We start from the raw sequence: 22,763 nt of genomic DNA on the forward strand, positions 1-22,763 counted from the left end.
GCTCCAGCGCGCCCGCCCACGGCCCGTCCTCCGGCTCGGCCACCGGCGCCAGCGGCACCCCGAAGCGGCACATCGTCGCCTCGGGCAGCACCAGCAGCCGCGCCCCGGCCGCCGCGGCCGCGGCGATCTCGGCGGCGACCAGCTCCAGGTTGGCGCGCGGGTCGGCGGTGCTGCTGATCTGGGCGAGCGCGGTGCGCACGGCGTCCTCCGGTGCGGCGGGGGCGGGTCGGTGCGGGCACGGCGGCGCCCGGGGCCCATCCTCCCCCGCCGCGGCGGGGCGCGGCGGCGCAGCGGGCAGACTCGTGCGGTGAGCACCGCGCACCTGCTGCTGTCCCTGGAGCTGCTGGGGGTGTTCACGTTCGCCCTCGACGGGGCCCTGACGGCCATGCGCCGCACGACGCTGGACCTGTTCGGGGTGGTCACCCTGGGGATCGTCACCGCCATCGGCGGCGGGCTGCTGCGCGACGTGCTGCTCGGGGCGCTGCCGCCGGCCTCGCTGCGCACCTGGTACTACCTCGCCACCGCCACCGCCGGGGGGCTGCTCGCCTTCGCCGCCCACGCGCTGCTGACGCGGATGGCCCGCCCCCTGCTGCTCTTCGACACCGCCGGGCTGTCGCTGTTCGCCGTCACCGGCGCGCAGGTGGCGCTGGAGGCGGGCGTGGGCCCCGGGCAGGCCGTGCTGCTGGGCGGGCTGACCGCCGTGGGCGGGGGCACGCTGCGCGACGTGCTCGTGCGGCGGGTGCCCACGATCCTCACCGGCGGGCTGTACGCCGTGCCGGCGCTGGTGGGCGCGGCGCTGGCGGTGCTGGGCCCGCAGCTGGGCGGGCGGCCGCTGCCGTGGGCGCTGGCCGGGGCCGGGGTGTGCGCGGCCCTGCGCGTCGGGGGTGTGCTGCGCGGCTGGCAGGCGCCGCGCGCCGTGCTGCGCACCCCCGACGAGCTGGAGGAGTAGGGCCGGGCCCCGCCGGGCCCGAGGGCTCAGCCCAGGGCGTCCACCCGCACCGGGGTGGTGCTCACGCGCTCGAAGCCGACGGTGCGCAGCGGCCCGGTGAGGGTGAAGGAGCCGGTGCACGGGGTGTCGGTGGACGAGGAGCCCACCATCACCTCGACCTCGCCCGGCTCCACGACGCGCTCGCCGCGGCGGCCGGTGAAGCTCGTGCGGTCGGCGTGCACCTCGAAGGTCACGCGCACCGCCTGCCCGGGCTCGAGGTGCACGCGGGCGAAGCCGGTGAGCTCGCGCACCGGGCGCGTCACCTGCGCCAGCACGTCGTGCAGGTACAGCTGCACGACCTCGTCGCCGGCCCGCTCGCCGGTGTTGCGCACCGTCACGGACACGTCCAGGACGCCGTCGGTGGGGACCTCCTGCGCCGACAGCGCCAGGTCCTCCACGGCGAAGGAGGTGTACGACAGCCCGTGCCCGAAGCCGAACAGCGGCGTGGGGTCGAGGTTGCTGATGCCCTGGCTGTCCGCGCCCAGCGGCGGCTGCAGGTACGTGCCCGGCTGGCCGCCGTGGGAGACCGGCACCTGCACGGGCAGCTTCCCGCCGGGGTTGACGCGGCCGGAGAGCACGCCGGCGACCGCCGCGCCGCCCTCCTCGCCGGGCATGAAGGCCTGCACGGTCGCGGCCGCGCCGGTCAGCGCGCCCAGCGCGTAGGGGCGCCCGGAGACCACCACGAGCACGACGGGGGTGCCGGTGGCGATCAGCTCCAGGACGAGCTGCTCCTGCACGCCCGGCAGGCGCAGGTCCTCCGCGTCGCAGCCCTCGCCGGAGGTGCCGGCGCCGAACATGCCGGCGCGGTCGCCGACGACGGCGAGCACCACGTCGGCGCCGCGCGCGGCCTCCACGGCCGCGGCGATGCCGGAGGTGTCGGGCTCGCGCACGTCGCAGCCGCGCTCGTGCACCACGTCCCAGGCCGTGCCGGGCTCGGTGCGCAGCGCCTCCAGCAGGCTGGGCACCTCCAGGCCCAGGCCCAGCTCGGGGTAGCGGGGCAGCACGTGGTTGGCGAAGGCGTAGCAGCCCATGAAGGTGTTCGGGTCGTCGGCGCACGGGCCGACGACCGCGACGCGGCGGGCGGTGGCCGGGGCCAGCGGCAGGGTGCCGTCGTTGGCCAGCAGCACCACGCTGCGCTCGGCCAGCTCGCGGGCGATGGCGCGGTTGCCCGCGGAGTCCAGCTCGCGCCCGGCGCCGGCGGCCACGGAGCCCTCCGGGGTCCAGTCCGCGTCGAGCAGGCCCAGCTCGGCCTTCTGCGTCAGCAGCCGGCGCAGGGCGCGGTCCACGAGGGACTCCTCCACCACCCCGGCGCGCACGGCGCCGACGAGGCGGTCGCCGAAGCACAGGGTGTCGGGCAGCTCCACGTCGATGCCCGCGCGCAGCGCCTGCACGCCCGCGTCGGTCTCGTCGGCGGCGGTGCGGTGCATGGAGGCCAGGAAGGCGATGGCGGAGTAGTCGGAGACCACGGTGCCGGTGAAGCCCCAGCGCTCGCGCAGCAGCTCGGTGAACAGGTGCTCGTCGGAGGCGGCGGGCGAGCCGTCCACGTCGGAGTAGGAGTTCATCACCGAGCGGGCGCCGCCGTGGCGCAGCGCCGCCTCGAACGGCGGCAGGACCACGTCGGCGAACTCGCGCGGGCCCATGGAGACCGGGCCGTGGTTGCGGGCGGCGCGGGAGGCGGAGTACCCGGCGAAGTGCTTCAGGGTGGCCACGACGTCGGCGCTCTCCAGGCCGCGCACGTAGGCGGCGCCCAGCGTGGAGGTCAGGTGCGGGTCCTCGCCCATCGTCTCCTCGACGCGGCCCCAGCGGTAGTCGCGCACCACGTCGAGCACCGGGGACAGGCCCTGGTGCACGCCCACGGCGCGCATGTCGGCACCGATGGCGGCGGCCATGCGCTCGACCAGCCCGGGGTCGAAGGTGGCGCCCCAGGCCAGCGCGGCCGGGTAGACGGTGGCGCCGAAGGCGGTGAAGCCGGTCAGGCACTCCTCGTGCACGATCGCCGGCACGCCCAGGCGGGTGCGCTCGACGATGGAGCGCTGCAGGCGCACCACCTCCGCGCGGCCCTCCTCGACGCTGACGGGCCGGCTGCCGAAGACGCGCGTCAGGTGGCCCAGGCCGTGCCGGCTGGCCTCCTCGAACTCCACGGCGCCGGCGGAGAAGACGTCCTGCAGGGGCGCGACGTTGCCGGTGCCGGTGACCTCCGCGGGCGCCACGGCGCCCTCGTCGCCGCCGTGGCTGTTGCCGACCCAGCGGCTGCCGAGCTGGGCGACCTTCTCCTCCAGCGTCATCTCCGCCAGCAGCGCCTCGGCGCGCTCGGCGGGGGTCAGCGCGGTGTCGTGCCAGGGCCGCGGCACGGCGGTGGGCCCGCCGGGCGCGGGCACGGACCCGGCCGGGGCGTCCTGCTGGTCCTGCTGGTGTGCGTAAGGCACCGTCGCCTCCAGTCGAAACTTTCGGCGTTGTGCCGATATGTTCGAGGGTAGAGAGGCACGCCGAGCGCGTCAACGAGGAGGAGCGGCATGGCCCCGCAGCGCGTCACCCTGGCCCAGCTGGCGGCCGAGGCGGGGGTCTCCGTGCCCACCGTGTCCAAGGTCCTCAACGGCCGCGACGACGTCGCCGAGGCCACCCGCGCGCGGGTGGAGCGGGTCGTCTCCGAGCACGGCTACCGGCACCGGCGCCGCACCGCGCCCCCGCCCGGGCCGCGCCTGATCGACCTCGTCTTCAACGAGCTCGGCAACGCGTGGGCCGTGGAGGTCATCCGCGGCGTGGAGCGCACCGCCCGCCCCGCCGGCGTGGAGGTCGTGCTCTCCGAGTGCCTGGGCACCCACCAGCCCCGCCAGGAGTGGCTCGCCAGCGTCCTGGCCCGCCGCCCGGCCGGCGTGCTCATGGTGTTCTCCGACCTCGGCGACGACCAGCGCACGCAGCTCGTCGCCCGCGGCATCCCCTACGCCATCGTCGACCCCGTCGGCGAGGTCGACCCCGAGGTGCCCTCGGTGGGCTCGGCGAACTACCACGGCGGGCTCATCGCCACCCGGCACCTGCTGGAGCTGGGCCACCGCGACATCGCGGTCGTCACCGGCCCCCTCGACACGTTCTGCAGCCGCGCCCGCCTCAGCGGCCACCGCGACGCGCTGCTGGAGGCCGGCGTGCCCTACCGCGAGGACCTGGTGCGCACCGGCGACTTCTCCGTCGAGGGCGGGCACGAGGTGGCGCTGGAGCTGCTGCGCGGGCCGGCACGGCCCACCGCGGTGTTCGCCTGCAACGACCTCACGGCCTTCGGGGTGTACCGCGCCGCCCGGGACCTGGGGGTCTCCGTGCCCGGGGAGCTGTCCGTGGTCGGCTACGACGACCTGCCGGCGGCGCGGTGGGTGGGCCCGGAGCTGACCACCGTGCACCAGCCGCTGCACGAGATGGCCGAGGCCGCCACGCGCCTGCTGCTGAGCCTCGTCGACGGGCAGGACCCGGCGGTGCGGCGCATGGACCTCGCCGTGGAGCTGCGGGTGCGCGCCAGCACCGCCCCCCCGGCGCGCTGACGGCCCCGGCGCGCTGACGGCCCCGGGGCTGACGGCTCAGGCGCGGGCCGCGGCGGCCCCGCGCGGGCGCGGCACCCGCTCGCGCGCGCGCTCGGCGAGCACCGCCAACGCCGCCAGCGCCGCCTCCCCCGGGCTGCCGGGGTCGGCGTGCACGACGGTCAGCACGTGGCCCGTGCGCCCGGGCACGTCCAGGTCCTGCCAGCGCAGCTCCACCGGGCCGGCGCCCTCCCGCAGGTGGCAGTGCACCCGCCCGGAGGTGACGGCCTCCACCTCGTGCGCGGCCCACCAGCGGCGGAAGTCCTCGTCGCGCACCGACAGGGTGCCCACCACCTCCTGCAGGCGCGGGTCCACCGGGTCGCCCGACAGGCGCAGGGCGGCCACCATCCGCCGGGCCAGCCGCTCCCAGCCCGGCAGGCACGCCTTCACGCGCGGGGCGAAGGCGTCCAGCACGAGGTTGCGCCCGGGCGCCCACGCCCCGCTCCCCGCGGCCCGGGCCAGCGCGTTGGCGGCCACGACGTCCTTGTTGGCGTCCGCGACGAACGCGGCCACCCCGCCCAGGTGCTCCACCACGGCCACCAGGGCGGGGTCCACGGGCGCGGGCCCGCCCGCGCCGGGGCGCGGGCGCAGCGACGGCAGCGCCAGGCCCAGCAGGTACTCGCGCCCGGCCGCGTCCAGCCGCAGCGCCCCCGCCAGCGCCGCCAGGACCTGCTCGGAGGGCAGGTGGTCGCGGCCCTGCTCCAGGCGCAGGTAGTACTCCGGGCTGATGCGCGCCAGCCGCGCGACCTCCTCGCGCCGCAGCCCGGGCACGCGGCGCCCCGGCTCGCGCGCCAGCCCCACGTCCTCCGGCTGCAGCGCGTCGCGCCGCGCCCGCAGGAACGCCCCGATGCCCGGTCGCCTGTCCACCACCGCTCCCCTCCTCGTCCCCCGGGTCCCGGCCCCGGGGCCCCGTCCCCCGCGCGCAGGGCGCCCGGTCGCAGGGCGATGCTGGCCCGGGAGCGCGCCGGCCGTCATCCGCCGGACGACTGCACCCCCGCGCGGCGCGGGCGCGGGAGGCGAGCACCGCGGCCCTGGAGGTCTTCGAGCGGGTCGGTGCCCGCGCCCGGGCGCGGCGCAGGACGTGCTCGCGGGGCGCGAGGCGCTGGCGGCGCTGACCCCGCAGCAGGAGCAGGTGGTGCGCCTGGCGGCCAGGGGCCCGTCGAACCGGGACATCGGCGAGCGGCTGCACCTGTCGCCGCGCACCGTGGGCTCGCACCCGTACCGCTCCTTCCCGGAGCTGGGCGTCGCAGGTGGGCGCGCGCACGCCGTGGCGAGGCGGCGGTGCCGCTGGCCGTGGTGCAGCAGCTCCTGGGCGGGGCGCTGGACGGGGCGGCGGCCCGGCGCCGGCGCGGCGACGCCCTCCTGCACGTGGTGGGCGAGGTGTGGGTGGGTGGTGCACCGCTGGCGCTGCTGCGCGCGGCCCTGGAGGTGTTCACCGGCTGCGGCGCGCGGCCGTGGGCCCGGCGCGCGCGGGCGGAGCCGGCCGCCGCGGGCGCGGAACCCGAGGGACCCGCCCCGGCCGCCCGCCGCCGGACCCGGCTGAGGGCGGCCGGGGCGGTGCCGCGCCGGCGGCCGGCCCCCTCCCCCCGGGGGGACCGGCCGCCGGGCGGCTCAGGCGCGCAGCGCCTCGCGCAGGAAACCCACCGCCTGGGCCACGGCCGCCTTCGCCGCGTTGGTGCCGTGCAGGGAGTTCACCATGACGAAGTCGTGCACGATGCCCTGGTAGCGCACCTGGGTGACCGGGACCCCCGCCTCGCGCAGCTTGACCGCGTAGGCCTCGCCCTCGTCGCGCAGCACGTCGGCCTGCGCGGTGACCACCAGCGCCGGCGGCAGGCCCGCGAGCTGCTCGGTGCTCGCCCGCAGCGGCGAGGCGGTGATCTGCGCGCGGTCGGCCTCGCTGGTCGTGTACTGGTCCCAGAACCACTGCATGCCCTCGCGGGCCAGGAAGTAGCCCGTGGCGAACTCGTGGTACGAGGGCGTGTCGAAGGCCGCGTCGGTGACCGGGTAGAAGAGCACCTGGGCGCGCAGGTCCACCCCGCCGCGCTCCTTGGCCATCAGGGTCAGCGCGATGGCCATGTTGCCGCCGACGGAGTCCCCGGCCAGCGCGGTCCGCGAGGCGTCCAGGCCGTGCGCGGCGCCCTCGCGCACCACCCACTGCAGCGCGGTCCAGGACTGCTCGTTGGCCACCGGGTAGCGCGCCTCGGGCGCGCGGGAGTACTCGGGGAACACCACCGCCGCGCCCGTGCCGACGGCCAGGTCGCGCACGAGGCGGTCGTGGGTGTGCGCGTCGCCGAACACCCAGCCGGCGCCGTGGGTGTAGAGCACGACGGGCAGCGGGCCGGTGGCGCCGACGGGCTTGACGACGCGCACCGGCACGCTGCCGGTGGGCCCGCCCTCGACGGTGATCCACTCCTCGTCGACCTCGGGCTTGTCGATCGGCTCGTCCTGCACGCCGTCGACGGCCTCGCGGCCCTCCTCGGGGGTGAGCTGGTACAGGAACGGCGGCTCGCTGGTGGCGTCCACGAACGCCTGGGCGGCGGGTTCCAGCGAGATGCCCCTGGGGTTCCCGGGCACGGTCTTCTCCTCTGTCTCGGGGTCTTGGTGGTGCTGGGGTGGTGCTGGGGTGGTGCTGGGGTGGTGCGGTTCAGGCGGTCTCGCGGGCGGCCGCGGCGATGACGTCGGCCACGTCCGCCGGGTGGGTCTGCATCACCAGGTGCGGGCCGTCGAGCTCGACGACCTCGCGGGCCCCGGCGCGCTCGTAGCCGAAGCGCTCCACGTCGGGGTTGATGGTGCGGTCGGCGCTGGAGACGACGCCCCAGGACGGCTTGGTGCGCCAGGCCGCTGCGGTGGCCGGTTCGCCGAACGCGGCGGCCGCCAGCGGGCGCTGGGACACCGCGAGCACCTTGGCGGTCGCCTCGGGCACACCGGCGGCGAACACCGCGGGGAAGGCGTCGACGGCCACGGACACGTCGGTGCCCGGCTCGCCGCCGGCCACGGGGAACTTCCGGTGCACGAGGTTCGCGGCGAGGTCGGAGTCGGGGAAGCGGCCCTGCAGCTCGCCCAGGCTCTCGCCCTCCTGCAGGGCGTACCCGGAGACGAACACCAGGCCCACGACGTTGGCCGCCTGCCCGGCCACGCCGATGACCGCGCCGCCGTAGGAGTGCCCGGCGAGCAGGACGGGGCCGTCGACGGCCTCGACGACGGCGCGCACGGAGGCCGCGTCGGCCGACAGGCTGCGGTTGTAGACGGGCGGGACGAGGACGGTGAAACCGCGGTCGAGCAGTTCCGCCGTCACCGGCGCCCAGCTGGACGCGTCCGCGAACGCGCCGTGGACGAGGACGATGGTGGGGACGGGCACGGTGCACCTCCTGGTCGAGGGGTCCCGGTCGAGGGGTCCCGGTCGAGGGGTCCCGGTCGCGAGGTCCCGGCCGGGGGTTCCGGACGCGGCGGAGGGTACGGCGCCGCGCCCGGCGCCGTCCTGACCCTGACGGGGCCTGGTCCGGCCCGGCCGGCGCCCGTACCGTCCCCGCCGTGCCGGGGGGCCTCGACGCCGGGGACGGCGCTGGTGGTGGGCTGCCGGGCGCGCTCAGCCCGGCGTTCTGCCCCGGCGCGAACCCGGCGAGGTCCACGTTCCTGCACCCGGGGGTGCGCGAGCGGACCGAGTCGTGGGAGCAGGTGGCCGACCTGGTGGCCCGCACGCTCGAGGAGTCCCTGCACCGCAGCCTGGAGGACGCGCGGTTCCGCTCCCTGGTCGGGGAGCTGGCCGCGCGCAGCGGCGCCTTCAGCACCGCCTGGGCGCGGCGGCACGTGCCGCCCGGCGGCGGGGCGGTGGCGTTCACGCACCCGCTGGTCGGCCGCCTGCTGCTGGCCCACCAGGAGCTGCGCGCGCGGACCTGAGGGGCGGGCCCCCTCGGCCCCGCGTGCGCGTCAGCCGCGGGGGTGCGCGTCGGTGGAGCGGCGCACCACCAGCTCGGGCTCGAACACGAGCTGGCGCGCGGGGAGGCCCTCCACCTGCGCCAGCAGCAGCTCCACGCCGGTGCGCCCGAGCACCTCGCGCGGCTGGCGCACGGAGGTCAGCGGCACCGCGGCGGTGGCGGCGAAGGCGATGTCGTCGTACCCGACGACGGCCAGGTCGTGCGGCACGCGCACGCCGCGGCGCACGCACTCGTTGAGCACGCCGAGGGCGAGCAGGTCGTTGGCGCAGAACACGGCGGTGGGCGGGGAGCCGCCGGCGAACAGCGCGGCGGCGGCCTGGGAGCCGGCGCGCACGGTCAGGCCGCTGGCGGGCAGCAGCCGCACGGACCCGGCCGCGCCCACGGCCGCGCGCAGCCCGGCGAGGCGGTCGTCCACCTGGCGCAGCCCGGAGGGGGCGCCGACGAAGGCGATCTCGCGGTGCCCGCGGGCCAGCAGGTGCTCGCCGGCCAGCCGCCCGCCCAGGACGTCGTCGACGGCGACGGAGGCGTCCTGGGCGCTGGGCGAGCCGCGGTCGACGAGCACGACGGGGGTGCCGTGCCGGCGCACCGCGGCCAGCGCCGGGGTGGGCTCGTCGCGCACGGGGCTGAGCAGCACGCCCAGCACCCGCTGCTGCTGCAGGCGCAGCAGGTGCCGGGCCTCGCGCTCGGGGTCGTTGCCGCTGTTGCACAGCACCACGAGGGCGTCGTGGTGCTCGGCGGCCTCCTCCGCGCCGGCGACCAGGTCGGTGAAGAAGGGGTTGGCGACGTCCAGGACCACGACGGCGATGGTGCGGCTGACGCCGGCGCGCAGCTGGCGCGCGGACTCGTTGCGCACGAACCCCAGCTCGGCGATGGCCTGCTCCACGCGCGAGCGCAGCGCGTCGGAGACCACCTCGGGGCGGTTGAGGACGTTGCTGACGGTGCCCAGCGAGACCCCGGCCCGCTGGGCGACCTCCTTGACGGTCGCCACGACGCTCAAGCCTGCCAGGCCGGGGGTCGCGCGGGGCGCCGGGTAGGCCGCGCCGGGTAGGCCGCGCCGGCTCAGCCGCGCCCCGCGGGGGCGGCCGAGCCGGGCCGGACGTCGAGGACCTCGCCGTAGCGCTCGGCCTCGATCCGCTGCAGGGTCTTGCCCTGGGTGCGCGGGGCCCACACGACGCCCACGACGAGGGAGACCACGAGCAGGCCGATCATCAGGGTGCCCACGAAGGGCACGCCCTGCCCGGTGAGCAGCGTGGGGAACCAGTAGCTGAGGACGCCCACGGCGCAGCGGGCGGCGAAGAACAGCACGCCCTGGGCGCTGGCGCGGTAGGGGGTGGCGAACAGCTCGGAGGTCCACACGCTGTAGAACGCCTGCGCGCCGATGCCGGCGGCGAGGCCCCACACGACCGCGTAGCCCAGCAGGGTGGGCAGGGAACCGTCGGCGAAGACGAGCAGGGTCCAGGCGACGATGCCCATCACGGCGCCCAGGGCGTACAGCCACCGGCGGTCGACGCGGTCGCCGCAGCGCATGAACCCCAGCCAGGTCGCCAGGACGGTGCAGCCCCACACCAGGACCTGCAGGGCGTTCTGCTCGGTGCCGCTGGTGACGCCGGCCGCCTCGTAGACGCGGGGCATGAAGATGCCGGCCTGCCCGGCGACGGTGTTCCAGAAGGCGTAGACGCCGAAGAGGAACAGCAGGGCGGTGACGTTGGCGCGGCGGGAGAACAGCCCGCGCAGGCCGCGGCCGCCGGAGACGGGGACGGGGTCGCCGCCGTCCCGGGCGTCCTTCCAGATCGCCGACTCCGGCAGGCCCTGGCGCACCCACCAGGTGACCGCGGCGACGACGAAGAGGTGCAGGAAGATCAGCCGGTTGCCGAGCAGGCCCAGCGGGCCGACGGCGATGGCCAGGGCGAAGCCGACGAGCGGACCCAGGGACCAGGCCAGCTGGGCGGTGCCGACGTGCTTGGCGCGGGCGTGGGCGGGGGCCTCCTCGGCGATGTAGGTCCAGGAGGCGGGCACGCCGGCGCCCACGGCGATGCCGGTGAGGACGAAGCCGACCAGCAGCATGGAGTAGCTGACGGCGAACGCGGCCAGCAGCACGCCGACCATGTAGAGCAGCAGGTCGTAGGTGTAGATGAACTTGCGCCCGAGCCTGTCGCACAGCGGGCCGCCCACGGCGGCGCCCACGGCCGCGCCGAAGGCGTTGGCGGACAGGGCGGCGAGCAGGCCGACGGCGAAGTCGTCGACGCCGAAGCGCTCCTGCCAGGCGGTGAGGCTGACGGCGATGGCGATGATCGAGCCGGCCTCGATGTAGTTGGACATGGCCACCGCGACGGTGGCCTTGAAGCCCGTGGTGGTTCCGGGACGGGGGGTCACGGGGTCTCCTCGTCGAGACGGGTGCCGGTCGGCACGGTGAGTGACACGTTTCAAGATCGGATCGTGCGCACGCTAGGAGCACGGGCCCACCGCCGTCAAGGGCGCCGGGAGAACCGCCGGAGGTGCTTGTGAAACGTGTCAAAGTGCGGTTACGGTGCTCCCGCCCCCGATGGAGTGAGGTCCCCATGACGACGACCGAGACGGTCCTCGACGCCCTGCGCACCCAGACGATCGAGCTGCCCTCGTGGGCGTTCGGCAACTCCGGCACCCGGTTCAAGGTCTTCGGCTCCCCCGGCACGCCGCGCGACCCGTTCGAGAAGGTCAGCGACGCCGCCCAGGTGCACCGGTGCACCGGCATCGCCCCGCGCGTGTCCCTGCACGTCCCGTGGGACCGGGTCGACGACTACGGCAAGCTCGCCGCCCACGCCGCCGACCAGGGCGTGAGCATCGGGACGATCAACTCCAACCTCTTCCAGGACGACGACTACAAGCTCGGCTCCCTGACGCACCCGGACCCCGCGGTGCGCGCCAAGGCCGTGGCCCACCACGCCGAGTGCGTCGACGTCATGCGCGCCACCGGTTCCAAGGAGCTGAAGGTCTGGCTGCCCGACGGCACCAACTACCCCGGCCAGGACGACCTGCGCGACCGCCAGGACCGGCTGGCGGAGTCGCTGCAGCAGGTCTACGCCCTGCTCGACGAGGACCACCGCCTGGTCCTGGAGTACAAGTTCTTCGAGCCGGCGTTCTACGCCACCGACGTGCCCGACTGGGGCACCTCGCTGCTGCACTGCCTGGCCCTGGGCGAGCGGGCCAAGGTCGTCCTGGACACCGGCCACCACGCGCCGGGCACGAACATCGAGTTCATCGTCGTGCAGCTGCTGCGCGCCGGGCGCCTGGGCGCCTTCGACTTCAACTCGCGCTTCTACGCCGACGACGACCTCATGGCCGGGGCCGCGGACCCGTTCCAGCTCTTCCGGATCATGTACGAGATCGTGCGCTCCGACGCGCTGCGCCCGGAGCCGCGGTGGGACCCCGCGGGCCGCGGGGTGAACTTCATGCTCGACCAGTGCCACAACATCGAGGAGAAGATCCCCGGGCAGATCCGCTCGGTGACCAACGTGCAGCAGGCCACCGCCAAGGCGCTGCTGGTGGACCGCGAGGCGCTGCGCGCCGCGCAGCTCGCCGGGGACGTCCTCGGCGCCAACGACGTCCTCATGGACGCCTACTCCACCGACGTGCGCCCGCTGCTGGCGCAGCTGCGCGAGTCGATGGGCCTGGAGGCGGACCCGGTGGCCGCTTTCAAGGCGTCCGGGTACGCGCAGCGGATCGCCGCCGAGCGCATCGGCGGCCAGCAGGCGGGGTGGGGGGTCTGAACGAGATGACGAACACCACCGGCACCACCGGCAGCGCCGTCGAGCAGCTGCTCGCGCGCTCGCACGCCCTGGGCGCGGACCCGCGCTTCACCAACTACGCCGGCGGCAACACCTCCGCCAAGGGCACCGGCACCGACCCGGTCACCGGGGCGGACGTGGAGCTGCTGTGGGTCAAGGGCTCCGGCGGCGACCTGGGCACCCTGGAGGAGCGGGGCCTGGCGGTGCTGCGCCTGGACCGGGTGCGCGCGCTGCGCGAGGTGTACCCGGGCGTGGAGCGCGAGGACGAGATGGTCGCCGCGTTCGACCACTGCCTGCACGGGCGCGGCGGCGCGGCCCCCTCCATCGACACCGCCATGCACGCGCTGGTGGACGCCGCGCACGTGGACCACCTGCACCCCGACGCCGGCATCGCGATCGCCTGCGCCGCCGACGGCGAGAAGCTCACCGAGCAGGTCTTCGAGGGCAGGGTCGTCTGGGTGCCCTGGCGCCGGCCCGGCTTCCAGCTCGGCCTGGACATCGCCGCGATCAAGGAGGCGAACCCGCGGGCGGTGGGCTGCGTCCTGGGGGGGCACGGCATCACCGCCTGGGGCGCCACCAGCGAGCAGGCCGAGGCCAACTCGCGCTGGATCATCGAGACGGCCACCGCGTTCCTGGAGGCTAACTCCGTGCCCGAGCCGTTCGGCCCGGTGCTCGAGGGCTACGCCGCACTGCCGGAGGGCGAGCGGCGCGCCCGGGCCGCCGCGCTGGCGCCGGTGGTGCGCGGGATCGCCAGCCACGACGCCCCGCAGGTCGGGCACTTCACCGACTCCGAGGTGGTGCTGGACTTCCTCTCGCGCGAGCAGCACCCGCGCCTGGCCGCGCTGGGGACCTCCTGCCCGGACCACTTCCTGCGCACCAAGGTCGAGCCGCTGGTCGTGGACCTGCCGGCCACCGCCGCGCTCGAGGAGGTCACCGCGCGCCTGCACGAGCTGCACGAGGCCTACCGCGCGCACTACCGCGCCTACTACGACCGGCACGCCACCGCGGAGAGCCCCGCGATCCGCGGCGCCGACCCGCTGATCGTCCTGGTGCCGGGCGTGGGGATGTTCTCCTTCGGCAAGGACAAGCAGACCGCGCGCGTGGCCGGGGAGTTCTACGTCAACGCGATCAACGTGATGCGCGGCGCCGAGGGCGTCTCCAGCTACTCCCCCATCGAGGAGAGCGAGAAGTTCCGCATCGAGTACTGGGCGCTGGAGGAGGCCAAGCTGGCGCGCCTGCCGAAGCCCAAGCCGCTGGCCACCCGCATCGCCCTGGTGACCGGCGCGGCCTCCGGCATCGGCAAGGCCATCGCCACCCGCCTGGCCGCCGAGGGCGCCTGCGTCGTCGTCGCCGACCTGGACCCGGCCAGGGCGCAGGCCGCGGCCGAGGAGATCGCCGCCTCCACCGGCGCGAAGGTGCCCGCCGACGTCGCCGTGGGCGTGGCCGCGGACGTCTCCGACCCCGCCGCCGTGGCCGCCGCGGTCGAGCAGGCCGTGCTCGCCTTCGGCGGGCTGGACCTGGTGGTGAACAACGCGGGCCTGTCCATCTCCAAGCCGCTGCTGGAGACCACGGAGAAGGACTGGGACCTGCAGCACGACGTCATGGCCAAGGGCTCCTTCCTGGTCTCGCAGGCCGCCGCCAGGGTGCTCATCGCGCAGGGCCTGGGAGGCGACATCGTCTACATCGCCTCCAAGAACTCCGTGTTCGCCGGGCCGAACAACATCGCCTACTCCGCGGTCAAGGCCGACCAGGCCCACCAGGTGCGCCTGCTGGCCGCCGAGCTGGGCGAGCACGGCATCAAGGTCAACGGCGTGAACCCCGACGGCGTGGTGCGCGGTTCGGGCATCTTCGCCGGCGGCTGGGGCGCGCAGCGCGCCAAGACGTACGGCATCCCCGAGGAGGAGCTGGGGAGGTTCTACGCCCAGCGCACCCTGCTCAAGCGCGAGGTGCTGCCCGAGCACGTCGCCAACGCCGTGTTCGTCCTGACCGCCGGGGAGCTCTCGCACACGACCGGGCTGCACGTGCCCGTGGACGCCGGCGTCGCCGCCGCGTTCCTGCGCTAGGAGGGCCAGGGATGTCCGTCCACATCGCCGTGGACCTCGGCGCCTCCAGCGGCCGCGTCATGCTCGGCGCCGCCGCGCCGGGCCGGCTGGAGCTGGCCGAGGTGCACCGCTTCCCCAACGGCGGCGTGGAGGTGGCCGGCCGGCTGCACTGGGACGCGGTCGGGCTGTGGCAGCAGGTGCTCACCGGCCTGGGCCGCGCCGCCCGCGCGCCCGGCGGCGCGGGCGCCCGCACCGTCGGGGTGGACACCTGGGCGGTGGACTACGGCCTGCTGAGCCGCGAGGGCGCCCTGCTGGGCACCCCGCGGCACTACCGCGACCCGCGCACCGCGGGCGTGGCCGAGCGCGTGTTCGACCGCGTGCCCGCGCAGCGGCTGTACGAGCGCAACGGCCTGCAGCACCTGCCGTTCACGACGCTCTACCAGCTCGTGGCCGAGGCGGAGGAGTCGCTGCTGGGCTGCGCGGCGCAGCTGCTGCTCGTGCCCGACCTGCTGGGCTACTGGCTCAGCGGCCACCGCGGCGCGGAGGCCACCAACGCCTCCACCACCGGCCTGGCCGACGTGCGCACCGGCCGCTGGGCGCCGGACCTCGTGGAGCTGGCCGGCGTCGAGCAGGCGCTGCTGCCGCCGGTGCACGACCCCGGCACCGTGCTGGGGGGCCTGCGCCCGCAGGTGCTCGCCGAGACCGGCCTGCCCGCGTCGGTGCAGCTGGTCGCCGTCGGCTCGCACGACACCGCCTCGGCGGTGGTGGCGGTGCCCGCGCGCGACGAGCGGTTCGCCTACGTCGCCTGCGGCACCTGGGGCCTGGTGGGCGTGGAGCTGGAGCGGCCCGTGCTGTCCGCGGAGTCGTTCGCGGCGAACTTCACCAACGAGCGCGGCGTGGACGGGCGCATCCGCTACCTGCGCAACGTCATGGGCCTGTGGGTGCTGCAGCAGTGCCTGGCGGAGTGGGCCGCCGCCGAGGGCGAGCAGGACCTGCCCGCCCTGCTGGCCGCCGCCGCCGACGTGCCCGCCGGCGGCCCGCTCGTCGACATCGACGACCCGCGGTTCCTGCCGCCGGGCCCGATGGTGGAGCGCGTGCGCGCCGCGGCCGGGGAGGCCGGGCACCGCCCGCCGGGCGCGAAGGCGCAGGTGGTGCGCTGCGTGCTGGAGAGCCTGGCGCGCGCGTTCGCCGCCGCCGTCGCCGACGCGGTGCGCCTGTCCGGGCACGACGTGGACGCCGTGCACCTGGTCGGCGGCGGCGCGCGCAACGCGCTGCTGTGCGAGCTGACCGCGGACGCGTGCGGGCTGCCGGTGGTGGCCGGGCCGGTGGAGGCCACCGCCCTGGGCAACGTCCTGGTGCAGGCGCGCGCGCACGGCGACCTGTCCGGGTCGCTGGAGGACCTGCGCGCCCTGGTGCGCGACACGCACGCGACGACGACCTACGCTCCGCGCAGGTCGCGCCTCGAGACTGGAGTGCTGTGAAGATCGCCGTGATGGCCACCTGCCTGGGGGACGCGATGTTCCCGCAGGCCGTGAAGGCCACCGTCAGGCTGCTGCACCGGCTGGGGCACGAGGTCGTGTTCCCCGAGGGGCAGACGTGCTGCGGGCAGATGCACGTGAACACCGGCTACCTGCGCGAGGCGGTGCCGCTGGTGCGCCACCACGTGGAGGTGTTCGAACCCGTCGCGGACGGCGGGTGGGACGCGGTGGTGGCGCCGTCGGGCTCCTGCACCGGCTGCGTGCGCCACCAGCACGCCGTGGTGGCCCGTCGCGCCGGCGACGAGGTCCTGGCGGAACGGGCCGAGGCCGTGGCGGCGCGCACGTACGAGCTGTCCGAACTGCTCGTGGACGTCCTGGGCGTCACCGACGTCGGCGCCCACTACCCGCACCGCGTCACCTACCACCCCACCTGCCACTCGCTGCGGATGCTGCGGGTGGCGGACAAGCCGCTGCGGCTGCTGCGGGCCGTGCGCGGCCTGGAGCTGGTGGAGCTGCCCGACGCGGAGGTGTGCTGCGGCTTCGGCGGCACGTTCGCGGTGAAGAACGGCGAGACGTCCACCGCGATGCTCGCCGACAAGATGCGCAACGTCCTGGGCACCCGCGCGGAGGTGTGCACCGCCGGGGACTCCTCGTGCCTGATGCACATCGGCGGCGGGCTGGGCCGGCTGCGCACCGGGGTCCGCACCGTGCACCTGGCGGAGATCCTCGCCTCCACCGAGGCGGGCCGGACCCCCGCCGCGGCCGGCACCCCCGGCGGCGTGCGCGACGAACCCGTGGAGGCGCAGCGGTGAGCACCACCGACCTCGGCATGCCGGCCGTGCGGGGCGGTGCGCGCGACGGCTCGCGCGACACCGGCCTGCCCACGCACTCCGTGGCCGGGCAGGGGAACCTGCGCGGGACCACCTCGTTCCCGCGGGCCGCGCACGAGAAGCTGGCCGACACCCAGCTGCGCCGCAACCTCGGCAAGGCCACCGGGATCATCCGCGGCAAGCGCGCCGGCGTCGTCGCCGAGCTGGACGACTGGGAGGAGCTGCGCCTGGCCGGCTCGGCGCTCAAGGCCGACGTCATGGCCCGGCTGCCGGAGCTGCTGGAGCAGCTCGAGGAGAACGTCACCGCCCGCGGCGGGCACGTGCACTGGGCCCGCGACGCCGCCGAGGCCAACGCGGTCGTCGCCGAGCTGGTGCGCGCCACCGGTTCCGACGAGGTCGTGAAGGTCAAGTCGATGGCCACGCAGGAGACCGGCCTGAACGAGGCGCTGGCCGAGCAGGGCATCACCGCCTGGGAGACCGACCTCGCCGAGCTCATCGTGCAGCTCGGCCACGACGCGCCCAGCCACATCCTCGTGCCCGCCATCCACCGCAACCGCAGCGAGATCCGCGAGATCTTCCTGCGCGAGATGCCCGGGGTGGACCCGGCGCTGAGCGACGACCCGCGCGAGCTGGCGATGGCCGCGCGCGCGCACCTGCGCCGCAAGTTCCTCACCGCGAAGGTCGCCGTCAGCGGCGCGAACTTCGCCGTCGCCGACACCGGGACCCTCTGCGTCGTGGAGTCCGAGGGCAACGGGCGCATGTGCCTGACGCTGCCGGGCACCCTCATCACGCTCATGGGCGTGGAGAAGCTCGTGCCCACGTTCAGCGACCTGGAGGTGTTCCTGCAGCTGCTGCCGCGCAGCTCCACCGGGGAGCGGATGAACCCGTACACCTCCACCTGGACGGGCGTCACCCCCGGCGACGGCCCGCAGGAGTTCCACCTCGTGCTGCTGGACAACGGCCGCTCGGCGGTGCTGGCCGACGAGGACGGGCGCGCCGCGCTGCACTGCATCCGATGCTCGGCGTGCCTGAACGTGTGCCCCGTCTACGAGCGCGTGGGCGGGCACGCCTACGGCTCGGTGTACCCCGGCCCGATCGGGGCGGTGCTCTCCCCCATGCTCACCGGCATCTCCGGCCCCGACGACCCCAACGCCTCGCTGCCCTACGCGTCCTCGCTGTGCGGGGCGTGCTTCGACGCCTGCCCGGTGCGCATCGACATCCCGAACCTGCTGGTGCAGCAGCGCGCGGCCTCGGTGGAGTCGCACCCGCGGCCCACCGCGCAGGACCTCGCGCTCAGGGCCGCGGCGCTGGTGATGTCCTCCCCCGGCCGGTTCGCCGCCGCGGAGAAGGGCCTGGCGCTGGGGCGGCTGCTGGCCGGGCGCGAGGGGCGCATCAGCTCCCTGCCGTGGCCGCTGTCGCACTGGACCGACAGCCGCGACGTGCCCGCCCCGCCGGCGGAGACCGCCCGGCAGTGGTGGGCCCGCACCGGCGGGCACGACGAGCAGGACGGGGAGCGCTCGTGAGCGGCGCGCGCGAGGAGGTCCTGGCGCGGCTGCGCGCCGCCCGCGACGCCGGGGCCCCGCGCGGCGGGGTGCCGCCGGTGCCGCGCGGGTACCACCGCAGCGGTTCCCTGGCGCCGGGCTCGGCGCAGGTGCTGGACCTGCTCGTGGAGCGGGTGGAGGACTACCGCGCCCGCGTGCTGCGCGCCGGTTCCGACGACGAGGTCGCCGGGGCGGTGGCGCGCTGCCTGGACGAGGCCGGCTCCCGCCGCGTCGTGGTGCCCGCCGACCTCGCGCCGGGCTGGCGCCCCCGGACCGGCGAGCGCGAGGTCGTCGAGGAGCACCCCGGCTCGCCGCTGGCGGTGGCCGAGCTGGACGACCTGGACGCCGTGGTCACCGGCAGCACGGTGGCGATCGCGCTCACCGGCACGATCGTCCTGGCCGGCGGCGGCCCCGGCCAGGGCCGCCGGGCGCTGACCCTGGTGCCCGACCACCACGTGTGCGTGGTGCGCGCCGCCGACGTCGTCGAGACCGTCCCGGAGGCGCTGGCGCGCCTGGACCCCTCGGTGCCGCTGACGTTCGTCTCCGGGCCCAGCGCCACCAGCGACATCGAGCTGGACCGCGTGGAGGGCGTGCACGGGCCGCGCCGGCTGGACGTGGTCGTCCTGCGCTGAGCGCGCCGGGCCCGCCGGCTCAGGGCCGGGCTCAGGGCGCGGGCGGGCCGGGGCGGCGGGCCAGCAGGTCCGTGACCACGTGCCCGCGCTCCAGGCCCCGCGCCTCGAACCGGGTCACCGGGCGCCACGGCGGGCGGCCCCGCCCGTCCTGCAGCACCAGCCCCGGCTCGGCGGCCAGCACCTGCTCCACCCGCTGCGCGTAGGGCTCCCAGTCGGTGGCCACGTGCAGCAGCCCGCCGGGGGCCAGCCGGTCGGCCACCAGCGCCGCGAAACCGGCGTCGAGCAGGCGCCGCTTGTGGTGGCGCGGCTTGGGCCACGGGTCGGGGAAGTACACCCGCACCCCGGCCAGGGCCGCCGGGGCGACCCGCTGCCGCAGGAGCAGTCGGCCGTCGCCCTCCAGCACCCGCACGTTGCCCAGGCCGCGCTCCTCCAGGCCCAGCAGCAGCGCCGCCACCCCCGGGGTGTGGACGTCCACGGCGAGCACGCCGGTGCCCGGGTCGGCCGCGGCCATCTCCAGGGTGGTGCCGCCCGTGCCGAACCCGATCTCCAGCACGACCGGGACGCCGGGGCCGAACAGCGCGGGCAGGTCCAGCGGGCCGTCGCCGCCGGGCACCGCGAAGCGGGCCGGGTGGTCCTGCAGCGCCGCCCGCCGGGTGGCGCCCATCCGGCCGCGGCGCAGCTTGTACGAGCGCGGCGCCCCCTCGCCGGCCGTCTCGCCGGCCGTCTCGCCGGTGACCTCGTCGGCGCTGGAGCGGGGGTTCACCGGACCATCATCCGCCAGGGCGCCGGGCGGTGGCACCGGCCCGGGTGGTCCGCCGGCCCCGCGGCGAGCACGATCGTCGGGGACGGCACCGAGCGACGACGCCGAAGGACGACGCCGAAGGACGACACCGAAGGACGACACCGAGGGACGACACCGAAGGACGACACCGAGGGACGACACCGAGGAGGAGCGGCATGCCCACCCACCCGCGCCTGGTCAACACCGTGCTGGACGCCACGGACGCCCGCGAGCTGGCGGAGTTCTACCGCCGGCTGCTGGGCCTGGAGTACCGCCCCGGCGACGAGCCCGGCGCGGACGGGGAGGAGGTCCCCGACTGGCTGGTCCTGGTGACGCCCGCGGGGCGGCGGCTGCTGGCGTTCCAGCGCGTGGAGACGCTGCACCGCACGACCTGGCCCTCGCCGGACGTGCCGATGCAGATGCACCTGTGCTTCTCCGTGGACGAGCCCGGCGACCTCGACGCCCAGCGCGAGCGCGCCGAGTCGCTGGGGGCGCGGCTGCTGCTGCACCGCACCGACGAGCCCGACGAGCCCCTGTACGTCCTCGCTGACCCCGCAGGGCACCCCTTCTGCCTCTACACCCACCCGAGCGGGCGGCTGGACTGAACGGGCCGCGCGCCCCGGCGCCTCACGGCTCCAGGGCCTGCAGGACCCGGTCGCGGCCGGCCTGCTTGGCGGCGTAGAGGGCGTCGTCGGCGCGGCGCAGCAGCGCCGCGGGCGGTTCACCGGGGCGGCGGGTGGCGAAGCCGGTGCTGCAGCTGCGCGCCCGCCGCACGGCCAGGCGCACCCGCTCCAGCAGGACGTGCGCGTCCTGCGCGGAGCAGGAGGGCAGGGCCAGGGTGAACTCCTCCCCGCCCCAGCGGGCCACGACGTCGCCGGCGCGCAGCTCGCCGCGCACGAGCTGCGCCACCTCGCGCAGCAGCCGGTCCCCGGCCAGGTGCCCCTCGGCGTCGTTGTAGGCCTTGAAGTGGTCCAGGTCCAGCACGGCCACGGTCAGCGGCTCGCCGTCGCGCTCGCACACCGCGGCCAGCCGGGCCAGGTGCTCTTCCCAGCCGCGCCGGTTGGGCAGGCCGGTGAGGGCGTCGGTGACGGCCGAGGCCTCCAGCTCGGCCACCACCCGGGCGTGCTCCAGGGCCGCGGCCGCGCCGTCGGCCAGCTGCAGGACCGCGCGCACGTCGTCGTCGTCCGGGCCGGGGAGCGGGTGGTCCCAGCACACCAGCAGGACGGCGCTGACGACGCCGCGGGTGGTCAGCGGGGTGCACAGCAGCGCGGAGGCCCCCGCGACGCCGTCGGGGTCGTGGGCGGTGCGCGGGTCCAGCGCGCCGTCGGGCACCAGGGTCAGCTCGCCGGAGCGGTAGGCGCCGGCGCTGACGGAGGGGCCGGCCAGCGCCACGCGGGTGCCGACGGTCCCGGCGGGCGAGGCGGCCGTGACGACCAGCACCGCCGGGCCGCCGGCCTCGTCGCCGTCGTCACCGGTGCGCGCGCCGCGCGGCTCCAGCAGCAGCGCCTGGACCGCCCCGGACACCGCGCGCGCGGAGTCCACGACCTGCGGGCGGGGGTCCTGCCCGGCCTGCACCCGCCGGGCGATGAGGTTCACCGCCGCCAGGTTCGCCTCGGACCTGCGCAGCGCCAGCTCGGCGACCTTGCGGGCCGTGACGTCCTGGGGGTGGATCAGGGTCCACTCCTCGCCGTTCGGGCCGGGCACCATCGTCACCGTCAGCCAGGCCCACACGACCTCGCCGTCGGGGCGCAGGTAGCGCTTCTCCACCTGCACGGCGCGCTCGCCGCGCTGGCGGGCCGCGCGCAGCACGCCCTCGATGCCCCGGTTGACGTGCAGGTCGTCGGGGTGGGTGAACGGCACCGTGGAGGAGCCGAGCAGCTCCTCCTCGGAGCGGCCGAACAGCTCGCACAGGGCGGGGTTCACCGCGATGAACAGGCCGTCCTCGCACAGCCCGATGGGCACCGGCGAGGCGGTGAAGATCGTGGTGAACGGGTCCGGCGGACCGGCCGGCCGCAGCTCCGGGCCGGGGCGGGGGGAGGTGCTGCGACCCCGACTCGCACTGGCTGCCATGGTTGACCGAGCGTAACGCCGCGACGGGCGCGGGTGCAGCGTCCCGAGGGGCGGTGCACCCGCTCGGCAGGGGTGTGACGCACCCGGTCGGGGGGATCCCGGCCCGGACCCTCAAGGTGCGGGGTGCGCGTGCCGATGGAGCAGCCGTGACCGTCCCGGAGAACCTCCTGTCCGCCGGCCCGTACCGGCTCGTGACCCGCAGCGACTTCGACGGGCTCGTGTGCGCGGTGCTGCTGCGCCAGCTCGACCTCGTCGACGAGATCACGTTCGTGCACCCCAAGGACGTGCAGGACGGCACGGTGGAGATCACGGAGCGGGACGTCCTGACGAACCTGCCGTACGACGCGCGGGCGCACGTGGTGTTCGACCACCACCACTCCGAGACGCTGCGCGCCGGCGGGGCCGCCAACCACGTCATCGACGCCGACGCCCCCTCCGCGGCGCGCGTGGTGTTCGACTCCTTGGGCGGCGCGGCGCGGTTCCCGAAGGTGTCCGACGAGCTGATGCGCGCGGTGGACCAGGCGGACTCGGCGGCCTACGACGTCTCGGAGATCCTGGAGCCCACCGGCTGGACGCTGCTGAACTTCCTCATGGACAGCCGCACCGGCCTGGGCCGCTTCCGCGACTTCCGGATCTCGAACTACCAGCTGATGATGCAGCTCATCGAGCACTGCACGACGTACCAGGACGTCGACGAGATCCTCGCCCTGCCGGACGTGGCCGAGCGCGTGGAGCTGTACCGGGCGCAGGCGGAGCTGTTCCGCGCCCAGCTGGAGCGGGTCACCACCCTGCACGGCGACGTCGCGGTGCTGGACCTGCGCGAGGAGGAGGTCATCCACGCCGGCAACCGGTTCCTGGTGTACGCGCTGTTCCCGCAGGCGCGCGTGTCGATCCACGTGATGTGGGGCCGGGCCAAGCAGAACACCGTGTTCGCGATCGGCAAGTCCATCGTGGACCGCACCTCCCCCGCGGACGTCGGCGCGGTGTGCCTGGCGCACGGCGGTGGCGGTCACGTCGCGGCCGGCACCTGCCAGGTCCCGCACGAGGAGGCGGCCACCGTGCTGCCCGGGCTCGTGGCGGCGCTGCGCGCCGAGCGCTGAGCAGCCCGCACCCGGCAGCCCCGCCGAGCACCCCCCGGG

General features: G+C 76.1%; 21 protein-coding genes. 12 read left to right on the forward strand and 9 right to left on the reverse strand.

All coding sequences use genetic code 11. The features are described from left to right. A partial coding sequence (locus GTR00_RS01860) for a nitrilase-related carbon-nitrogen hydrolase (RefSeq protein WP_323132137.1) occupies positions 1-199 on the reverse strand: 199 nt, incomplete at its 3' end. A 108-nt stretch (positions 200-307) separates the two neighbouring features. Between GTR00_RS01860 and GTR00_RS01865 the strand changes: the two genes are divergently transcribed. Then, positions 308-949, forward strand: a complete 642-nt coding sequence (locus tag GTR00_RS01865) for a trimeric intracellular cation channel family protein (RefSeq protein WP_166609959.1) — start codon at positions 308-310, stop codon at positions 947-949. Between the two features lie 26 nt (positions 950-975). Here the strand turns inward: GTR00_RS01865 and GTR00_RS01870 are convergent, their stop codons facing one another. Then, positions 976-3,366, reverse strand: coding sequence for a beta-xylosidase/alpha-l-arabinosidase (locus GTR00_RS01870; RefSeq protein ID WP_456077708.1), 2,391 nt, complete (start codon positions 3,364-3,366; stop codon positions 976-978). A gap of 135 nt (positions 3,367-3,501) precedes the next feature. On the opposite strand from GTR00_RS01870, the gene GTR00_RS01875 reads away from it, so the two are divergent. After that, positions 3,502-4,515 carry a LacI family DNA-binding transcriptional regulator gene (locus GTR00_RS01875; protein WP_166609960.1) on the forward strand — a complete coding sequence of 338 codons (1,014 nt, stop codon included), beginning with the start codon at positions 3,502-3,504 and terminating at the stop codon, positions 4,513-4,515. A 36-nt stretch (positions 4,516-4,551) separates the two neighbouring features. Here GTR00_RS01875 and GTR00_RS01880 read toward each other — a convergent pair whose 3' ends face one another. Next, on the reverse strand, positions 4,552-5,421 hold the full coding sequence (locus tag GTR00_RS01880) for an MmyB family transcriptional regulator (RefSeq protein WP_166609961.1): 870 nt from the start codon (positions 5,419-5,421) through the stop codon (positions 4,552-4,554). On the opposite strand from GTR00_RS01880, the gene GTR00_RS25420 reads away from it, so the two are divergent. Continuing rightward, entirely contained in the window at positions 5,399-6,094 is a 696-nt protein-coding gene (locus tag GTR00_RS25420; RefSeq protein WP_323132138.1) for a response regulator transcription factor, read from the forward strand. The genes GTR00_RS01880 and GTR00_RS25420 overlap by 23 nt on opposite strands. Before the next feature lie 68 nt (positions 6,095-6,162). On the opposite strand, the gene GTR00_RS01890 is transcribed toward GTR00_RS25420, so the two are convergent. Then, positions 6,163-7,125 carry an alpha/beta hydrolase gene (locus GTR00_RS01890; RefSeq protein WP_166609962.1) on the reverse strand — a complete coding sequence of 321 codons (963 nt, stop codon included), beginning with the start codon at positions 7,123-7,125 and terminating at the stop codon, positions 6,163-6,165. 70 nt (positions 7,126-7,195) lie between these two features. Beyond that, a complete protein-coding gene (locus GTR00_RS01895; protein ID WP_166609963.1) occupies positions 7,196-7,909 on the reverse strand; it encodes an alpha/beta fold hydrolase in 714 nt (237 codons plus the stop codon). 173 nt (positions 7,910-8,082) lie between these two features. Here GTR00_RS01895 and GTR00_RS01900 point away from each other — a divergent pair, with 173 nt between their 5' ends. After that, positions 8,083-8,448 (forward strand): MmyB family transcriptional regulator, encoded by a 366-nt coding sequence (locus GTR00_RS01900; RefSeq protein ID WP_166609964.1) that lies wholly within the window; start codon positions 8,083-8,085, stop codon positions 8,446-8,448. Positions 8,449-8,478: 30 nt separating this feature from the next. On the opposite strand, the gene GTR00_RS01905 is transcribed toward GTR00_RS01900, so the two are convergent. Further along, positions 8,479-9,474 carry a LacI family DNA-binding transcriptional regulator gene (locus GTR00_RS01905; RefSeq protein WP_166609973.1) on the reverse strand — a complete coding sequence of 332 codons (996 nt, stop codon included), beginning with the start codon at positions 9,472-9,474 and terminating at the stop codon, positions 8,479-8,481. 71 nt (positions 9,475-9,545) lie between these two features. Next, entirely contained in the window at positions 9,546-10,805 is a 1,260-nt protein-coding gene (locus GTR00_RS01910) for an MFS transporter (protein ID WP_166609974.1), read from the reverse strand. A 239-nt stretch (positions 10,806-11,044) separates the two neighbouring features. On the opposite strand from GTR00_RS01910, the gene rhaI reads away from it, so the two are divergent. The 6 genes from rhaI to GTR00_RS25425 are packed head-to-tail and all read left to right on the forward strand — an operon-like array spanning position 11,045 to position 18,773. Continuing rightward, positions 11,045-12,232, forward strand: coding sequence for an L-rhamnose isomerase (gene rhaI, locus GTR00_RS01915; protein ID WP_166609965.1), 1,188 nt, complete (start codon positions 11,045-11,047; stop codon positions 12,230-12,232). Positions 12,233-12,237: 5 nt separating this feature from the next. After that, a complete protein-coding gene (locus GTR00_RS01920; RefSeq protein ID WP_166609975.1) occupies positions 12,238-14,313 on the forward strand; it encodes a bifunctional aldolase/short-chain dehydrogenase in 2,076 nt (691 codons plus the stop codon). Between the two features lie 11 nt (positions 14,314-14,324). Next, the gene (locus tag GTR00_RS01925; protein ID WP_166609966.1) at positions 14,325-15,773 is read left to right on the forward strand and encodes a rhamnulokinase; all 1,449 of its coding nucleotides are present in this window, start codon (positions 14,325-14,327) and stop codon (positions 15,771-15,773) included. Further along, positions 15,770-16,582 carry a (Fe-S)-binding protein gene (locus GTR00_RS01930; protein WP_166609967.1) on the forward strand — a complete coding sequence of 271 codons (813 nt, stop codon included), beginning with the start codon at positions 15,770-15,772 and terminating at the stop codon, positions 16,580-16,582. Before GTR00_RS01925 ends, GTR00_RS01930 begins: the two co-directional genes overlap by 4 nt. A gap of 17 nt (positions 16,583-16,599) precedes the next feature. Beyond that, positions 16,600-18,123, forward strand: coding sequence for a LutB/LldF family L-lactate oxidation iron-sulfur protein (locus tag GTR00_RS01935; protein ID WP_166609976.1), 1,524 nt, complete (start codon positions 16,600-16,602; stop codon positions 18,121-18,123). Then, the gene (locus tag GTR00_RS25425) at positions 18,120-18,773 is read left to right on the forward strand and encodes a LutC/YkgG family protein (RefSeq protein ID WP_166609968.1); all 654 of its coding nucleotides are present in this window, start codon (positions 18,120-18,122) and stop codon (positions 18,771-18,773) included. Before GTR00_RS01935 ends, GTR00_RS25425 begins: the two co-directional genes overlap by 4 nt. A 31-nt stretch (positions 18,774-18,804) precedes the next feature. Here GTR00_RS25425 and trmB read toward each other — a convergent pair whose 3' ends face one another. Next, positions 18,805-19,536, reverse strand: a complete 732-nt coding sequence (trmB, locus tag GTR00_RS01945; protein ID WP_323132141.1) for a tRNA (guanosine(46)-N7)-methyltransferase TrmB — start codon at positions 19,534-19,536, stop codon at positions 18,805-18,807. Between the two features lie 194 nt (positions 19,537-19,730). Between trmB and GTR00_RS01950 the strand changes: the two genes are divergently transcribed. Beyond that, a complete protein-coding gene (locus GTR00_RS01950; protein WP_166609970.1) occupies positions 19,731-20,159 on the forward strand; it encodes a VOC family protein in 429 nt (142 codons plus the stop codon). Positions 20,160-20,181: 22 nt separating this feature from the next. Here the strand turns inward: GTR00_RS01950 and GTR00_RS01955 are convergent, their stop codons facing one another. After that, positions 20,182-21,624: a sensor domain-containing diguanylate cyclase gene (locus GTR00_RS01955; RefSeq protein WP_166609971.1), complete on the reverse strand. Its 1,443-nt coding sequence runs from the start codon at positions 21,622-21,624 to the stop codon at positions 20,182-20,184. Positions 21,625-21,770: 146 nt separating this feature from the next. Between GTR00_RS01955 and GTR00_RS01960 the strand changes: the two genes are divergently transcribed. Continuing rightward, positions 21,771-22,724: an exopolyphosphatase gene (locus GTR00_RS01960; protein ID WP_323132142.1), complete on the forward strand. Its 954-nt coding sequence runs from the start codon at positions 21,771-21,773 to the stop codon at positions 22,722-22,724. The last annotated feature ends 39 nt before the right edge of the window (positions 22,725-22,763 follow it).

It is taken from the genome of Kineococcus indalonis (assembly GCF_009906395.1).
GTDB lineage: Bacteria > Actinomycetota > Actinomycetes > Actinomycetales > Kineococcaceae > Kineococcus > Kineococcus indalonis.